This window comes from Pseudomonas fluorescens, from assembly GCF_002022275.1.
GTDB lineage: Bacteria > Pseudomonadota > Gammaproteobacteria > Pseudomonadales > Pseudomonadaceae > Aquipseudomonas > Aquipseudomonas fluorescens_AJ.
In genome coordinates this window covers 19,450-33,907 of the sequence record NZ_MSDF01000030.1, presented here as the reverse complement: position 1 = coordinate 33,907, position 14,458 = coordinate 19,450, and the positions used below count along the sequence as shown (strand labels likewise).

Annotated in this window: 15 protein-coding genes; 8 read left to right on the top strand and 7 right to left on the bottom strand. The window is 56.6% G+C overall.

Annotated features, from left to right (window positions below; all coding sequences use genetic code 11):
• The 5 genes from BFW87_RS21875 to BFW87_RS21855 form a co-directional block, all read left to right on the top strand.
• Nucleotides 1-1,378 (top strand): RHS repeat domain-containing protein (locus tag BFW87_RS21875; RefSeq protein ID WP_078741797.1); only part of this gene is annotated, 1,378 nt, incomplete at its 5' end.
• Between the two features lie 2 nt (nt 1,379-1,380).
• Complete coding sequence (locus BFW87_RS21870; protein WP_078741796.1) at nt 1,381-1,746, top strand: hypothetical protein; 366 nt, start codon at nt 1,381-1,383, stop codon at nt 1,744-1,746.
• A gap of 52 nt (nt 1,747-1,798) precedes the next feature.
• Nucleotides 1,799-2,182, top strand: a complete 384-nt coding sequence (locus BFW87_RS21865) for a hypothetical protein (RefSeq protein ID WP_254865925.1) — start codon at nt 1,799-1,801, stop codon at nt 2,180-2,182.
• Entirely contained in the window at nt 2,176-2,592 is a 417-nt protein-coding gene (locus tag BFW87_RS21860; protein WP_078741795.1) for a hypothetical protein, read from the top strand. The genes BFW87_RS21865 and BFW87_RS21860 overlap by 7 nt, the downstream gene beginning before the upstream one ends.
• A 97-nt stretch (nt 2,593-2,689) precedes the next feature.
• Complete coding sequence (locus BFW87_RS21855) at nt 2,690-3,070, top strand: hypothetical protein (RefSeq protein ID WP_078741794.1); 381 nt, start codon at nt 2,690-2,692, stop codon at nt 3,068-3,070.
• Nucleotides 3,071-3,133: 63 nt separating this feature from the next.
• On the opposite strand, the gene hemB is transcribed toward BFW87_RS21855, so the two are convergent.
• The 3 genes from hemB to BFW87_RS21840 all read right to left on the bottom strand — a co-directional run bounded on the left by hemB (nt 3,134) and on the right by BFW87_RS21840 (nt 5,768).
• Entirely contained in the window at nt 3,134-4,108 is a 975-nt protein-coding gene (gene hemB, locus BFW87_RS21850) for a porphobilinogen synthase (RefSeq protein ID WP_078741793.1), read from the bottom strand.
• 115 nt (nt 4,109-4,223) lie between these two features.
• Nucleotides 4,224-5,066 (bottom strand): PhzF family phenazine biosynthesis protein, encoded by an 843-nt coding sequence (locus BFW87_RS21845; RefSeq protein WP_078741792.1) that lies wholly within the window; start codon nt 5,064-5,066, stop codon nt 4,224-4,226.
• 3 nt (nt 5,067-5,069) lie between these two features.
• The gene (locus tag BFW87_RS21840) at nt 5,070-5,768 is read right to left on the bottom strand and encodes a glutathione S-transferase N-terminal domain-containing protein (protein WP_078741791.1); all 699 of its coding nucleotides are present in this window, start codon (nt 5,766-5,768) and stop codon (nt 5,070-5,072) included.
• A 251-nt stretch (nt 5,769-6,019) separates the two neighbouring features.
• On the opposite strand from BFW87_RS21840, the gene BFW87_RS21835 reads away from it, so the two are divergent.
• Nucleotides 6,020-6,721: a histidine phosphatase family protein gene (locus BFW87_RS21835; protein ID WP_078741790.1), complete on the top strand. Its 702-nt coding sequence runs from the start codon at nt 6,020-6,022 to the stop codon at nt 6,719-6,721.
• 58 nt (nt 6,722-6,779) lie between these two features.
• Here BFW87_RS21835 and BFW87_RS21830 read toward each other — a convergent pair whose 3' ends face one another.
• Both BFW87_RS21830 and BFW87_RS21825 read right to left on the bottom strand, forming a co-directional pair.
• Nucleotides 6,780-7,529: a TerC family protein gene (locus BFW87_RS21830; protein ID WP_078741789.1), complete on the bottom strand. Its 750-nt coding sequence runs from the start codon at nt 7,527-7,529 to the stop codon at nt 6,780-6,782.
• A 31-nt stretch (nt 7,530-7,560) separates the two neighbouring features.
• On the bottom strand, nt 7,561-7,812 hold the full coding sequence (locus BFW87_RS21825) for a hypothetical protein (RefSeq protein WP_078741788.1): 252 nt from the start codon (nt 7,810-7,812) through the stop codon (nt 7,561-7,563).
• Between the two features lie 134 nt (nt 7,813-7,946).
• On the opposite strand from BFW87_RS21825, the gene nhaR reads away from it, so the two are divergent.
• Complete coding sequence (gene nhaR, locus BFW87_RS21820) at nt 7,947-8,849, top strand: transcriptional activator NhaR (protein WP_078741787.1); 903 nt, start codon at nt 7,947-7,949, stop codon at nt 8,847-8,849.
• Nucleotides 8,850-8,853: 4 nt separating this feature from the next.
• Here the strand turns inward: nhaR and BFW87_RS21815 are convergent, their stop codons facing one another.
• On the bottom strand, nt 8,854-10,011 hold the full coding sequence (locus BFW87_RS21815) for an MFS transporter (RefSeq protein ID WP_078741786.1): 1,158 nt from the start codon (nt 10,009-10,011) through the stop codon (nt 8,854-8,856).
• Nucleotides 10,012-10,253: 242 nt separating this feature from the next.
• Between BFW87_RS21815 and sstT the strand changes: the two genes are divergently transcribed.
• A complete protein-coding gene (gene sstT / locus BFW87_RS21810; RefSeq protein WP_078741785.1) occupies nt 10,254-11,474 on the top strand; it encodes a serine/threonine transporter SstT in 1,221 nt (406 codons plus the stop codon).
• Nucleotides 11,475-11,530: 56 nt separating this feature from the next.
• On the opposite strand, the gene BFW87_RS21805 is transcribed toward sstT, so the two are convergent.
• Entirely contained in the window at nt 11,531-14,323 is a 2,793-nt protein-coding gene (locus BFW87_RS21805) for a hypothetical protein (protein WP_176159801.1), read from the bottom strand.
• Nucleotides 14,324-14,458 lie beyond the last annotated feature (135 nt).

Here is a 14,458-nt window from a genome sequence, read left to right as displayed (position 1 = left end):
CAGCCGCATCCACGACACCCGCAAAGGCGAACACCACTACCAATACGACCCCCTCGCCCGCCTGACCCGCGTCGATCGCTCAAACGACGAACAGGAACGCTTCGGCCACGACCCGGCGGGCAACCTGCTGATGCAGGACCGCCCCGGACCGGACATCGTGGCCGGGAACCGCTTGGCGATTCAGGGCGATCATCATTACGACTACGACGCCTTTGGCAATCTGATCCGGGAACGGCGTGGGCGTGAACATAGGCTGATCACCGAATACCGATACGACTGCCAGCATCGGTTGACTGGCATCACCCGACCCAACGGCCAAACCGCCAGCTATCGCTACGACCCGTTTGGCCGCCGCATCAGTAAAACCGTTGACGACATAACCACAGAGTTCTTCTGGCAAGGCGACAAGCTGATAGCCGAGCATCATGCGGATCGCCACCGCAGCTACCTCTACGAACCCGACAGTTTCCGCCCGTTGGCCCTGCTCGAAGGCTTCGGCCCAAAAGAAACCAAGCCCTACCACTACCAACTCGACCACCTCGGCACCCCGCAGGAACTCACCGCCTCAGATGGCGAAATCGTCTGGTCTGCACACTACAAGGCCTACGGCAAAATCAGCCGGTTGGATGTCGGAAAAATCGACAACCCGCTGCGCTTCCAAGGCCAATATTTCGACCCGGAAAGCGGCCTGCACTACAACCGGCATCGCTACTACAATCCAGATCTGGGTCGTTACCTGACGCCAGACCCGGTGAGGCTGGCCGGTGGGATCAACGCGTACCAGTACGTGCCCAATCCGACGGGGTGGGTTGATCCGCTGGGGTTGAATTCGTGCCCGGGCGAGAATGGATGCAAGCCAGACAGTACACTCCGAGAACCAACGGCAGGGGTTAATCAAGGGGAACCAGCTTTACCGCAACTGACTCGTGCGCAGAGACGGGCACGTATCAATGAGCTTGGCGAAGCAAATGCTCATCGGCGCTTAACAGAACTGGAGGCATCAATCCCTGGGGCGCACTTTCTTGAAAAGCACGGAGCACAAACGACACTGGAATCTCAACTTGAGCGCGTCAGGACAGCTAGAAACCCCACCACAGGAGAAATTGAGACCTTCGATCGAGGAAGAAGGAGAGGAGAACCCAGGCCTCCAAGTGCAGCTACTCACTTTTTAAGCCATAGAGATCAGCTAAATGCGATTGATCGCGCAATACTAATATTCAAACTTAACGGAAGAGCTGAAATACCAGACCCGATGGACATGGGGAAAATTATAGGTGAAGGATACAAAAGAAATGGTCTTGAATATGGAAAGCAAAAAAAAGCGATCGTATATTTAAATAGAGACGGAAAACCCATCACTGCCTTTACGGAGTTTTAAAAATGACCAAACAACCTAAACTTAAGATACTTCGCGGCCTTCTATTCACCTACTGCATCGAAAACACTAAAGATCTAGATAGAGAAGAAATCATAGCTTCGAAAAACGTCAACGACGCCAGCGAACTTTCCGAACTTTTCGATGTATTGACAAAGCCAGAATTTCTTTCATACAGAGAAGATGAACAGCAATGGTTCATAAATACACTCGAACACTTTTTAGCCACAGACGAAAACTTCGACTCCGTATTTTACCTCTTTGACACGTTTTTTGAAGACGAGATTCTGGACAAAAGAGAATTCATGACAATCTTACTTAGCTGCTTATTAAATTATAAGGCTGAAGCTACCGCGAACAAATCACCATAGACTTCATCTACCGCACGAGTCCTGTCTCTCCCCTTCAAAGAAAGGAAAACCCATGAGCATCGTTAAAAACCATAGCGCCGAAATATCCGATACAGCCCTCAAACAGCGAAATATTGACGGTACAAATCCTATAACCGGAGAAAAAGGCGCGATAAAACCAAGCGCCCAATTCAAAAATTACAGAGTACAACTTGCAGTACTTGAAGAAGCCACCTCGAGAGGGTCACGCAAACTGGAGCTTTTTACGGGAGAAGATGAATATGGAAACCCCATTGTTGAAATGGAAATGCAAGGGTGCGGGCGGGGCTACACACCTAATGAAAAATTTCTCGAGTCTCCCAAGCTCAACGAAAACATGAACGGAGCCGTTGTAAAGTTCGATCGCGAGACAAAACAACCCTACACCGCATTCCCTGTGAGTAAACTCAAATGTTGAAGCACCCTTTTCTTAACCTACCGTACGTGCCAAAACTGCAATATTTTCTCGGAGGATTCGATATTTACGACCGTGAGGATTCTCTGGGAGTCGCTATCGCGACTTATGACATAAATCTACCCGAAGATAGAGCCTATCTGATCAAACATCTGATAATCGACAGGAGCTCAGATCTAAGCTACAGACACAAAAAGAGTTTAATGGATGTCTTAGGTGCAGCACTCGATGACAGCGAATTCAACTTTTCTAAAGTTTTGCGCCAAGACCTGACCTCGCATTGTTCACTACCTTGCGGGTGGGACTGTATGGAAAATCCTAGAAAATTTTTCGAAGCCATTTTCAAACTCGCAAATGAGGGCTGGCGAGACGACCTTGAAAAAGCAAGCCTCGAAGACCAATCAACATGGTAAAAACTACGCTCAACGCCCCTCTAAAAATCGCCTTTCCAGCGAATGAACACGGCACCTACAAGGGATAAACACTATTGACCCCGAATAGGGAGTCCTCATGAAATCACGTAAAATCACCATCATCAAAAACGGTATACCTGAAAGCGCTTTGATCGAGTACAAAGGGGACAAGCCTACTCTCAGTCTAGTGCAGCGTGATGGTGCACGAAAAACCTACACAGCACTGGACCTCTACGATTGCTTCGGTTTAATGAGGGCAGATCTGAGAGATATAAAATTTCTATGCAAAGGCGCAAAAATCAACGTACACACATCAGGAATGTCTTCGCACATGTCTAACGGTCTTGTTGCTTACGAGATGACTATGGGTATTCCTGAGGGTGAGCTTGTGCATATTTTCTCTTACGACGAAAGCAATCTCACCAACGATATTCAGGAGCAACACGACTTCTGCCAACGCTGGGCCGAATCGGTTTAGAGGTGGTGCGAAGCTCCCGCGACGAGAGGAGCTAGCTCCTCGCCACGGGATTAAGAGGCGGAATTAAATCCCCGCCACCGCCAAATCCATCGCAAAGTACGTAAAAATCAAATCCGCCCCCGCGCGCTTGATCGATCCCAGCGTTTCACGCACCACTCGCGCCTCGTCAATAGCACCCGCTTGGGCGCCAAATTTGATCATCGCGTACTCACCACTCACCTGATACGCCGCCACCGGCAAACGTGAAGCTTCGCGGATGTCGCGGATGATGTCGAGGTAAGCGCCTGCTGGCTTGACCATCAGCGCATCGGCGCCTTCCTGTTCATCGAGCAGGGATTCGCGCACGGCTTCGCGGCGGTTCATCGGGTTCATCTGGTAGCTTTTGCGATCGCCTTTGAGGGCGCTGCCGCCGGCTTCGCGGAACGGGCCGTAGAGGGCGGAGGCGAATTTGGTGGAGTAGGCCATGATCGGGATATGGGTGAAACCGGCGTCGTCCAGAGCGCGGCGGATGGCCTGGACCTGGCCGTCCATCGCGGCGGACGGCGCGATTACGTCGGCACCGGCGCGGGCGGCAGCTACGGCTTGTTTGCCGAGGTTGACCAGGGTGGCGTCGTTGTCGACGTGGGCGCCGTGCATCACGCCGCAGTGGCCGTGGTCGGTGTATTCGCAGAAGCAGGTGTCGGACATCACGATCATTTCCGGCACGGCGTCCTTGATGATCGAGGACATGCGCGAGACCAGGCCGCGCTCTTTCCAGGTGTCACTGCCGTTCGCATCCAGGTGGTGGGATACGCCGAAGGTCATCACCGATTTGATCCCCGCGCGGGCGTAACGCTCGATCTCGGCCGCCAACTTCTTCTCAGGAATGCGCTGCACACCCGGCATGCTGGTGATCGGCACGAAATCGTCGATCTCTTCTTCGACGAAAATCGGCAACACCAGATCGTTGAGGGTGAATTCGGTTTCCTGGAATAAGCCACGCAGCTCCGGGGAGCGGCGCAGGCGGCGTGGACGGGCTTGGGGAAACTGGCTGGTCATGGCGATCCTGACAGAGGGGAACATAGTTGGGGCGAAAGCTTATGCCCACCGGCGTAGGCAGCACAAACGCCAAGGACCCAACAGTGTATTGCGCGACGCGTAACAATTTATTGATCTAGAGCCGTACATGCCCGTCGATGCACACCGCCACCGCACCTCCGACCCAGATTTCATCACCTTGGCGTTCAACGTAAATACGCCCCGCTCGCCCAATGGCGGTGCCCTGGCTGACGACGTAACGATCAGGTGCCAGCCCCTCGGCCAGCAGCCATTGGGCAACGCCGGCATTCAGGCTGCCGGTTGCGGGGTCTTCCTGAGCGCCATCACCTGCGATAAACGCGCGCACCTCGAAGTCTGCGTCCACATCGTCACGCACCGGGTCACACGGGGCGATCACGCCCAGTGCCAAACCGTGCAGTTGCGAATAATCGGGCCGCAGGCCAAGCAGTTGCTGGCGATCGGCAAGCATCAGCGCCAGCCACCCCGCACCGTTGTCGACCCACTGGCTGCGCACAATGGCCTCCAAAGGCAGGCCCAAGGCCAGGTGCACACGCGCCAGTAACGACGCTTGCACTGCACCGGAACGTAATAGCGGCGGCGCAATAAACGCCAATTGCTCACCTTGGCGACGAATACGCACCAAGCCAATTTCGCACTCCTGGATGATCTCTTCGCCTTTCGGTACGCCCCCGGTTTGCAGCCAGGCATGGCAACTGCCCAGCGTCGGGTGCCCGGCAAACGGCAGCTCTTTGAGCGTGGTGAAAATTCTCACCCGGTAGTCGGCTCGCGGATCACGCGGCGTCAGCAAAAACGTGGTTTCGCTGAGGTTGGTCCAGTTGGCGAAGTCGGCCATTTGCTGGTCGGTCAGGCTGTCTGCGCCCAATACCACCGCCAGCGGGTTGCCCTTGAGCGAGACGCTGCTGAAGACATCCAGTTGTTTGAAATCGAAAATCGGCATGCGTTAACCCGGAATGCTCAAGCCACGAATCACTGCGGGACGTGCGACAAAGCTGTCCAGCGCGCGCAGTACGTTAGGGAAGTCAGCGATGCCGACCAGATCGCCGGATTCGTAGAAACCGATCAGGTTGCGAATCCACGGGAAGGTGGCGATGTCGGCGATGCTGTAGGCGTCGCCCATGATCCAGGTGCGGCCCAACAGGCGTTTTTCCAAAACTTCCAATAACCGCCGAGACTCGGCCACGTAGCGGTCACGCGGACGTTTATCTTCGTAGGCCTTGCCCGCGAACTTGTTGAAGAACCCCACCTGGCCGAACATCGGGCCGATACCGGCCATCTGAAACATCAGCCACTGAATGGTTTCGTAGCGGGTGGCCGGGTCTTCGGACAGCAACTGGCTGGTTTTTTCCGCGAGGTAAATCAGGATCGCCCCTGACTCAAACAACGCCAGCGGCTGCCCACTCGGACCATTCGGGTCGATGATCGCGGGAATTTTGTTGTTGGGGTTCAGTGACATGAACTCCGGGGAGAGTTGGTCCTGGGTTTCAAAACTGACCTTGTGTGCCTCGTAGGGCAGGCCCAGCTCCTCGAGCATGATCGAAACTTTGACGCCATTGGGCGTGGGCAACGAGTACAGCTGCAAACGCTCCGGGTGTTGGGCGGGCCATTTGCTGTTGATCGGGAATGCGGCGAGTGCGTTCATCGGAAAGCCCCTGGGCAGAAAGCCCCCATAATAGCCACCTGCCCGGCGTTCTGCATGGGTCATCAATACGCAACATGGCCACGCTATTCTGCCGCGCAGGCGAACCAAAGCGTCGATGTGGACTCTTAAGTGCGCTATTACGGTGAAAGGAGACACCCCGTTACAACGACACGGAACACCGCAGGACGCTACGAGCGTCACTGAGGTCCGGCTTGTCCGCCTAATCCGAAGCACGAAGACTCGAACCTATAATGACGATCAAGCCTCTGTGCCTTGCGCAACGACTCAAACGCTATTCATACATCATGCTGCCGCTGCTACTGGCCGGTGGCGCAATCGGCCTGACCCTGGAAGCGCGCATCAGCAGCGCCGGCCCGGTGGACGGCGTGCAAACCCTGGTGTTTCTGCGTCACGGCGAAAAACCCGCCGGCGGCCTGGGCCAACTCAATTGCCAAGGCCTGAACCGCGCGATGAACCTGGCGACTGTGTTGCCGGAGAAATTCGGCAAGGCCAACTACGTATTTGCCCCGAACCCTACGCGGAATGTCGAGGAAGGCGAGAAGGACAATTCCTACAGCTACATTCGCCCACTGATGACCATCAGCCCCAGCGCGATCAAGCTCGGCCTGCCGGTGAATATCAAGTTCTCCGCCAACGACACCAACGCGCTCGCCGACGAACTGGTGGAAGACAAGTACCACAACGCGACCATTTACACCGCTTGGTCCCATGGTTACCTGCCGGAACTGATCAACAAGGTAGCCAGCGAAGCCTCCGGCGAAAAGCACACTATCACCGACGACTGGTCCGGCAGCGATTACGACACGCTGTATGTCTTGACGTTGACCTGGCACAACGGCAAGGCCTCGCTGTTGAGCCGCAACTACAAGCAAGGCCTGGACAACGGCCAGCAGACCTGCCCGGACGCGACCCAAGTCAGTTCCGACATCTGAACCCAAAAAAAGGCCGGCTGGGCGCTTGAGCGCACAGCCGGCCTTTTGGTTTCTGCCGTTACTGCCTGGCAGCCAGCAAACGCTGGTGGCGATTGCGTCGTGCAATGTTCAGGCACTCAATCGCTGCCGAGAACGCCATCGCTGCATACACGTAGCCTTTTGGCACATGGGCGCCGAAGCCTTCAGCGATCAACGTCATACCGATCATGATCAGGAAGCCCAGGGCCAACATCACCACCGTCGGGTTGTCGTTGATGAATTTGGCCAACGGTTCAGCCGCTACCAGCATCACGATCACCGAGACCACCACGGCAATGATCATGATCGGCAAGTGCTCAGTCATGCCCACCGCGGTGATGATGCTGTCGATGGAAAACACCAGGTCGAGCAGCAGAATCTGACCAATCGCCGCAGCAAAACCAATGGTGACGGTATTGCTGACACTTGCCTTCTCCTCGGGCTCCGGGTCCATGCTGTGATGGATTTCAGTGGTTGCCTTCCATACCAGGAACAGACCACCGGCGATCAGGATCATGTCTTTCCACGAGAACGCCTGACCGAAGATTTCAAACACCGGTGCCGTCAACTGCACGATAAACGCGATGGTGCTCAACAGACCCAGGCGCAGCACCAACGCCATGCTGATACCGATGCGCCGCGCCTTGGCCCGGTGCTTCTCGGGCAACTTGTTGGTGAGGATCGAGATAAAGATCAGGTTATCAATGCCCAGCACGATTTCCATCACGATCAAGGTGGCCAGGGCGACCCACGCTGTGGGGCTGGCGGCCAGTTGTAAAAGGTAGTCCATAGGTCAGTCCTGACGTGGTGAGGCTTTAAAATTAGGTTTCTTTGGTGTCGGATTCAGAGGCGTTTTCGGCTTCCTCTTTCTCCTTCTTCGGGCTGATCAAGCCTTGGGTCGCCTCACTCAACGCCTGCTCGGCGGCTTTGTGGGTGTCATCGATGGCTTGTTTGGCCGACTCGGTGGCCTTGCCCATCACCTGTTGCGCACTCTTTTCAACCTGATCGCAACCGCTGATCACTACCAATGAAAGCGCAAGCAACGACGCTGCGCCGAGAGAATTGAGTTTCATGATGTATTCCTCGTTAGAACCATTGGGTCCAAATAGTGGCCCCTCGATAGCGAGGCATTCTATGCAGGCAAACAGTTCAGGAAAATTCGTATTTTTCTCACGTATACTTCGATTTTTACGAAGTGTAGACGCTGATGCTTAATTATCGACAACTGCATTACTTTTGGGTGGTGGCCCGGACGGGCAGCATCGTGCGCGCCTGTGAGCAACTGAACCTCACGCCCCAGACCATCAGCGGGCAGATTAGCCTGCTCGAGCAAACCTTCGGTGTGGCACTGTTTCAGCGTGTGGGACGCCAGCTGGAATTGACCGAAGCCGGGCGTCAGGCGCTGCCTTACGCCGAGCAGATGTTCCAGACCGGCAATGAGCTGGAGGCGATGCTGCGCGCCCAACCGGACGAACAGCAGATCCTGTTCCGGGTGGGCGTGGCGGATGTGGTGCCCAAGTCCATCGTCTACCGGCTGATCGCGCCGACCATGGAGCTGAGCGAGCCGATCCGTATCACCTGCCGCGAGGACAAACTCGAACGACTACTCGCCGACCTGGCGATCCAACGCCTTGACCTGGTGATTTCCGACAGCCCGATGCCCACACACCTGGACATCAAAGGCTACAGCCAGAAACTGGGGGAATGCGGCATCAGTTTCTTCGCTACCCAGGCATTGGCGGACAGGTATGGCGGCGATTTCCCACACTGCTTGCACGGCGCGCCGCTGTTGATTCCGGGCGCGGAGACGGTCGTGCGCAGCCGTTTGCAGCGCTGGTTTGCCGAGCAGCAGATTCAGCCGAAGATCATCGGCGAGTTTGACGACAGCGCGTTGATGCAGGCGTTTGGCCAATCCGGCAGCGGGATTTTTATCGCCCCCAGCGTGATCGCCGATGAGGTGGTGCGCCAGTACGGCGTGGCGCTGGTTGGCCAGACCGATGCGGTTACCGAGTCGTTCTACGCGATCTCGGTAGAGCGCAAGGTCAAGCACCCCGGCATCGTGGCGATTACCGAAGGCGCTCGACGGGAACTGTTTACCGCCCTGCCCTGACGGCTCAGACGCTGGCAGCAGCCGACTGTTTGGCAGTCATCAGCCACAACGCCAACAGGATCGACACCAGGATAAACCCGGACGCCGCAAAGCCCAGGCTGCCCAGGCCGAGGGTGTCGATGACATGCCCGCCGACCATCGCGCCCAGACCAATCCCCAGGTTGGCCCCGGCAATGTTCAGCGATGCAGCAAACGCTGGCGCATGAGGCGCCGCCTTCATCAAGCGTACATGGCTGACCAGGAACATCGCCGCCTGGGTCACGCCCCACACCGCCATCGCCGCCGCCAGGCCAATGCTGGAGTGAATCGCCGGCACCAGCGCCACCATGCCCGCGATCATGAAACCGCAGAACACCATGGACGCTATCAACGGGTGGCGATCCACTGCGCGCCCGCCAAGTGAATTGCCGATCAGGCCGACCGCGCCGAAGCCCATCAGGCACCAGCCCACCAGCGTGCCGTCAAAACCGGCCAGGCGCTCGAGGATGTCCGCCAAATACGTGTAAGCCGTAAACATGCCGCTGAACACCAGGATCGACAGCAGGATATGGCCCTGCATCAGCGGGTTGCGCAGGATCTTGAACTGCGAGCGCAGCGTCACCTCTGCATTTTTCGGCGTGGTGACTGGCAGGTAGATAAACAGCAGCAAAGCCTTGGCAAGCGCGACCACGGCAAGGATGGCGAACGCGGTGCGCCAACCGAACATGTCGGAAATCAGCGTACCTACCGGAATGCCAAACACCGTGGCGCAGACGATGCCGAAGCCGATTTTCTCGATGGCACGCCCGGCGTATTCCGGGCCGACGATATCCACCGCCGTTTCGCTGGCCAGGGCCCAGAACACCGGCAAGCCCAGCGCAGGGATCAGACGCGCCACGGCCATCACCCAGATATTCGGCGCCAATGCCGCGACCGTGTTGGCGGCAGCGAACATCAACAGAATGGTGATGAACAACCGCTTGCGCTGGAACCGCGCGAAATACGCGGTCAGGAACGGACCGAACGCCGCCACCGTGAAGGCGAACAAGGTCACCAACAAGCCGGCCTGGGACACGCTGACATTCAGGTCCCGGGCAATGGACGGCAACAGGCCGACAATGATGAATTCTGTGGTCAACACGGTAAAGCCGGCGGCTGACAGCAGCAGGATGGGAAACAGCATGAAAACTCCGCAAACGACGACATCAACGACAGCCCGAAGGGCCCGCTGACGGATAGGAAAGGTGAGAGGAGAGAATATTAACAGAGTATGTCTGGATTTGGCCAAAGCCTACGGGCGCGGGTGACGGAATGCCGCACCAAAATGGGACGCTTCCTACAGCATGCTAGACTTTGCACCTACTTCCTACAGCACTTTCTGCCTGCAATGTTGTGCCCTACTAAAAAAACCAGAGACATCTGTTTATGACTGCTGCCCCTTCCCTCGTTCAGCGACTGACACGCGTCAGCCTGGTCACACAAATCGTCATCGGTCTGATCGCCGGCATACTGTTGGCCTTGCTGCTGCCCGAAGCGGCCAAGGCCACCGGGTTCATTGGCAAAGTGTTTGTCGCCGCGCTCAAAGCCGTGGCGCCGATTCTAGTGTTTGTGCTGGTGATGGCGTCGATCGCCAACCACAAGCATGGCCAGGAAACCCATATCAAGCCGATCCTGTTCCTGTACTTGCTGGGCACCTTCGCCGCCGCCGTGGTCGCGGTGGTTGCCAGCGCATTGTTCCCTTCGACACTGGTGCTCGCCACCCACGACGCCACCGTCAGCGCCCCTGGTGGTATCGGCGAAGTGTTGCAGAGCCTGTTGCTCAGCGTAGTGGACAATCCGGTCAGCGCGCTGATGAACGCCAACTTTATCGGCATCCTGGCCTGGGCGATCGGCATGGGCATTGCGATTCGCCATGCCGGCGAAACCACGCGTACCGTACTTGATGACCTGTCCAACGGCGTGACGCTGATCGTGCGCGTGGTGATTCGCTTCGCACCGCTGGGCATCTTCGGCCTGGTGGCCTCGACCCTGGCCACGTCCGGCTTTGGCGCACTGCTCGGCTATGCACACCTGTTGGTGGTGTTGATCGGCTGCATGCTGTTTGTAGCGCTGGTGATCAACCCGGCCATCGTGTTCTGGAAACTGCGTCGCAACCCCTACCCGCTGGTGTTGATGTGCCTGCGCGAAAGCGGCATCACCGCGTTTTTCACCCGCAGTTCGGCGGCGAATATCCCGGTGAACCTGGCGTTGAGCAAACGCCTGGGCTTGCATGAAGACACCTACTCGGTGTCAATCCCGCTGGGCGCCACGATCAATATGGCCGGCGCCGCAATCACCATCACCGTACTGACTCTGGCAGCCGTGCACACGCTGGGCATCACGGTGGACCTGCCCACCGCCGTGCTGCTCAGCGTGGTGGCCGCGGTGTGTGCCTGTGGTGCATCGGGTGTGGCGGGCGGTTCGCTGCTGTTGATTCCACTGGCATGCAGCCTGTTCGGCATTCCCAGTGAAATCGCCATGCAGGTGGTGGCTGTTGGTTTCATCATCGGCGTGCTGCAGGACTCGGCGGAAACCGCGCTGAATTCGTCGACCGACGTGCTGTTTACTGCGGCGGCTTGCCTGGGCCAGGAAAAACAGACGGCCTGATCGGTAAAAAGCCCGACTTTGAGAGTCGGGCTTTTCAGCCGTAACGTGACGTTGTGTCAAACTGCGGTGCTTTTGGCCTCAAACCCCTCAAGCGGCGTGCCATAAGGCTTGTTGGTCTTCAGGTTAAACCGGTACCAGTATTCGGTGATCGGACCCTGTTGAGCAACTACGTTCGCCCCGTCGCTACCGCCCGCTGTACCGGTAACAACATCTTTCGGCTTGCTCTGATAAACCCGATCAACACTGCGGTTAGTCGAAATGACCTTCCAGGAAAACGTTGCTTTACCGAGTGCGGACCATTGCAGTGGCAACCCTCGGCTCACAATGGCCTTGCCGCCGGCAAATGGATTGGCGGCACTGAGCAATCCTCGCGCCAGCCTGCCTGCCTTGCCACCCACCGAACCGCCGACTTTCACCGCCTTTGAAATTCTACTGAGTGCTCCCACACCGCCGACTGCAAATCCGAAGATATCGAATGCGAGGAAAGTAATCCCCTCGCCGATCTTGCCCTGTTGGAAACTGTTGATGGCCGACGCAAAAGGTATCAATGCACGGGTCACGGCCTGAATTTGCTCGAATACCGTCACTTCAGTATCAAAGGTGGTGACGCCTCTGGCCGCTTTGATCAGGGCTTCGCGCTCACTGGGCGTGAACATTTGATTGGCGACGGTCTGCGCAATGAAGTGCGTTCCCGGGGAATTGAACGTCGGTACAGGAGAGGACGAGTCAGGCCTTCCAGCCCGCTGTGCAACCTCTTCAACCCCGCCAGGCTTCACTTCAGTGATCCTGATGTTGGAGCGAACACTCACCTTCGGGTTTTTCGACCCTGAAGATTGCCATTCACCCAGCCCCGCTTTCACCCCATCAGTTAAATCGGCTCGCTCATGAAGGGTGCCACGCTGAGTGTTTATCTCGTAAATTCTTCGCTTGCCCTGGTACATCGATTCGACCAATACCGCCTTGTTCTCAACAGTGTCGCTGTGCGAGGCGCTCGAAAGTCTTGAAGCACCTGAATATCGGGTCGTACGCGTAACGTTTTCCTGGGTGTAGAACTTCAACGCCCCCTTTTCCAACGCCTCTTTGTCATCCACCGGCAGCGTCGACATCATGTGCTTGACGGACACTTCCAACGCGCCTTTGAACCCGTCGGCAAACTCAGTGACACTTTTTTCAAACAGCTCGTTAACGGGAGGCAGTGAGCGAAGCACATTGGAGATGGATCCGACATCAATGCCAGGGTCGTTGGACTCCCACACTGTGTGTTGCTGCGGGTTCAAGTAGATATCCAGTATCGAATACGGACCTTTCAAGTCCCGGTCCAGCACGGAAGGAAAGAGGATTTTTTTCTCAAGGTCGATATTTCCGAGCGCCTTGGGCAAATGCTCTTTCAGCAGGCTGAGCGCCAACGCCTTACGACTGGGGACCGATGCACGCTGCGCCTGCGAGGCGTTCATCAAGGTATCGAAACGCTCACTGGCGAGCGTTGCGGCGCGCTCGATCTCTTCAGCGGTGTAGTGGTTATCCGGCCGCTTCGCAATGGCGCCATCAGCCACAGCCCAATGAATCAGCCCCTCTTGCCCGGCCCGGGCTTCAACGTCCTTTTCTGCGGCGGTAATGGGTTTGAGGTCTTCGTTCAACAGTTGCTCATAGCGCTTGGTCACGGCCAGCCCAGGGGAGCGCATTTCGGCTTTGGCGACGATGGACTTGAGGCTCACCCAAGCGGGTGAGCCATAGGTCACATGCTCCGGCAGGTGTTTGACCAATAGCTCTGGCGCGTGATGCGACAACAGCAGGTAGGCGGCCACCGGTGCATTACGGCCATAGGACTTGCTCAAGTGCCGGGTCAGCCCTGCCACGACAGAGGACAGCGGCTTGCCCCAGTGTTCTCGCGCCGACAAATCAAAGCCGGCTACCTTGTTCTTCTCGTCAGGCTTTAACAAGGCGTCACGGTTAAGACCTATCTGCAGCGCCATCAGTACCCAATCATCGACACTACCCGCCCCTTCAAACTCGTCACGTAATGCGTGGCCCAAGGCTTTCGCGGTGGGGCTGTTCAGCAGGTCAATGACGGCCTGCCGGGGACTGTTCAGGGCCTCTTCGGTCCAGTTCATGGTTTGAGCCAGGTAACCGAAAGCGTTCTGGCTCAACTTGAGTTTGTCGAGTTCAGGTACTTCCAGTGAGTTATAGGCAACAGCATCGTAAATATCCTGTTGTATCTGCGCGTCAAAAGGGACGGGCCATGACAACCCGCCACCGAAATCACCTTGCAGTGGCCCCGGCTCCACAACACGGAACAACTCCTGGGTCATATTATCGAGGTCGTCCTCGTTGACCGGGTGCTCCCAGCCGTTGCCAGTCATGAACTGCAACAAATTTACGGACTTGCCAGCCATCGGCTGGTTATGCAGATGAAAGCTGGAGTCAGGATCCAGCCTGATCTGCTGCGATCCCAGATAGGACTGAAGCCCTGCGTCTGTATCGTATGCCGGGGGGTTGGGCACATTTCGGTACAGGTAGGCATGCAACGTCGATTGTTGCTCCAAATAGTCCCCAACCTTCACCAAGGTGCTGACCAATGCCTCCCTGAATGTAACCAAGTCGCGCCTATTGCCAAGCATGTTTTTTTGAGCAGAGATAAGCGCCGCGTCGGTATCGACGCGGTTTTGAGATACCTCGGCAGGGTTAACCGCCACTTCACCGTCGCCTTTATCGCCAGCAGACCGCCTGGGCGCGGACTCATCGGTTGCCACTTCGCGTCGGGTTCGGGCCAACGTTGCTGCGTTGGGTAAAACGGGCATCGAACCGAAATAAGGGTTTGCACTAATCGCGGGAAGGGGGGAGATACTCAATTCGCTAGCCTCCAAGGCTCTGACAAACAGGACGATCGGATCCTCCTATTGAGTTGTCTGCGGCACTTGGTTCCACCGGCTCATGTAACGAAAAAAACGGGCGTAAAAAAGCCCGGGGCTTCATTCAAGAAGCGC

Excerpts from the sequence above, each read along its gene's own strand:
- nhaR (WP_078741787.1), top strand. The coding sequence starts at position 7,947 with ATGCTTAATTATCGACAACTGCATTACTTTTGGGTGGTGGCCCGGACG.
- BFW87_RS21870 (WP_078741796.1), top strand. The coding sequence starts at position 1,381 with ATGACCAAACAACCTAAACTTAAGATACTTCGCGGCCTTCTATTCACC.
- BFW87_RS21860 (WP_078741795.1), top strand. The coding sequence starts at position 2,176 with ATGTTGAAGCACCCTTTTCTTAACCTACCGTACGTGCCAAAACTGCAA.
- hemB (WP_078741793.1), bottom strand. The coding sequence starts at position 4,108 with ATGACCAGCCAGTTTCCCCAAGCCCGTCCACGCCGCCTGCGCCGCTCC.
- BFW87_RS21815 (WP_078741786.1), bottom strand. The coding sequence starts at position 10,011 with ATGCTGTTTCCCATCCTGCTGCTGTCAGCCGCCGGCTTTACCGTGTTG.
- BFW87_RS21855 (WP_078741794.1), top strand. The coding sequence starts at position 2,690 with ATGAAATCACGTAAAATCACCATCATCAAAAACGGTATACCTGAAAGC.
- BFW87_RS21835 (WP_078741790.1), top strand. The coding sequence starts at position 6,020 with ATGACGATCAAGCCTCTGTGCCTTGCGCAACGACTCAAACGCTATTCA.
- sstT (WP_078741785.1), top strand. The coding sequence starts at position 10,254 with ATGACTGCTGCCCCTTCCCTCGTTCAGCGACTGACACGCGTCAGCCTG.
- BFW87_RS21840 (WP_078741791.1), bottom strand. The coding sequence starts at position 5,768 with ATGAACGCACTCGCCGCATTCCCGATCAACAGCAAATGGCCCGCCCAA.
- BFW87_RS21845 (WP_078741792.1), bottom strand. The coding sequence starts at position 5,066 with ATGCCGATTTTCGATTTCAAACAACTGGATGTCTTCAGCAGCGTCTCG.
- BFW87_RS21830 (WP_078741789.1), bottom strand. The coding sequence starts at position 7,529 with ATGGACTACCTTTTACAACTGGCCGCCAGCCCCACAGCGTGGGTCGCC.
- BFW87_RS21865 (WP_254865925.1), top strand. The coding sequence starts at position 1,799 with ATGAGCATCGTTAAAAACCATAGCGCCGAAATATCCGATACAGCCCTC.
- BFW87_RS21825 (WP_078741788.1), bottom strand. The coding sequence starts at position 7,812 with ATGAAACTCAATTCTCTCGGCGCAGCGTCGTTGCTTGCGCTTTCATTG.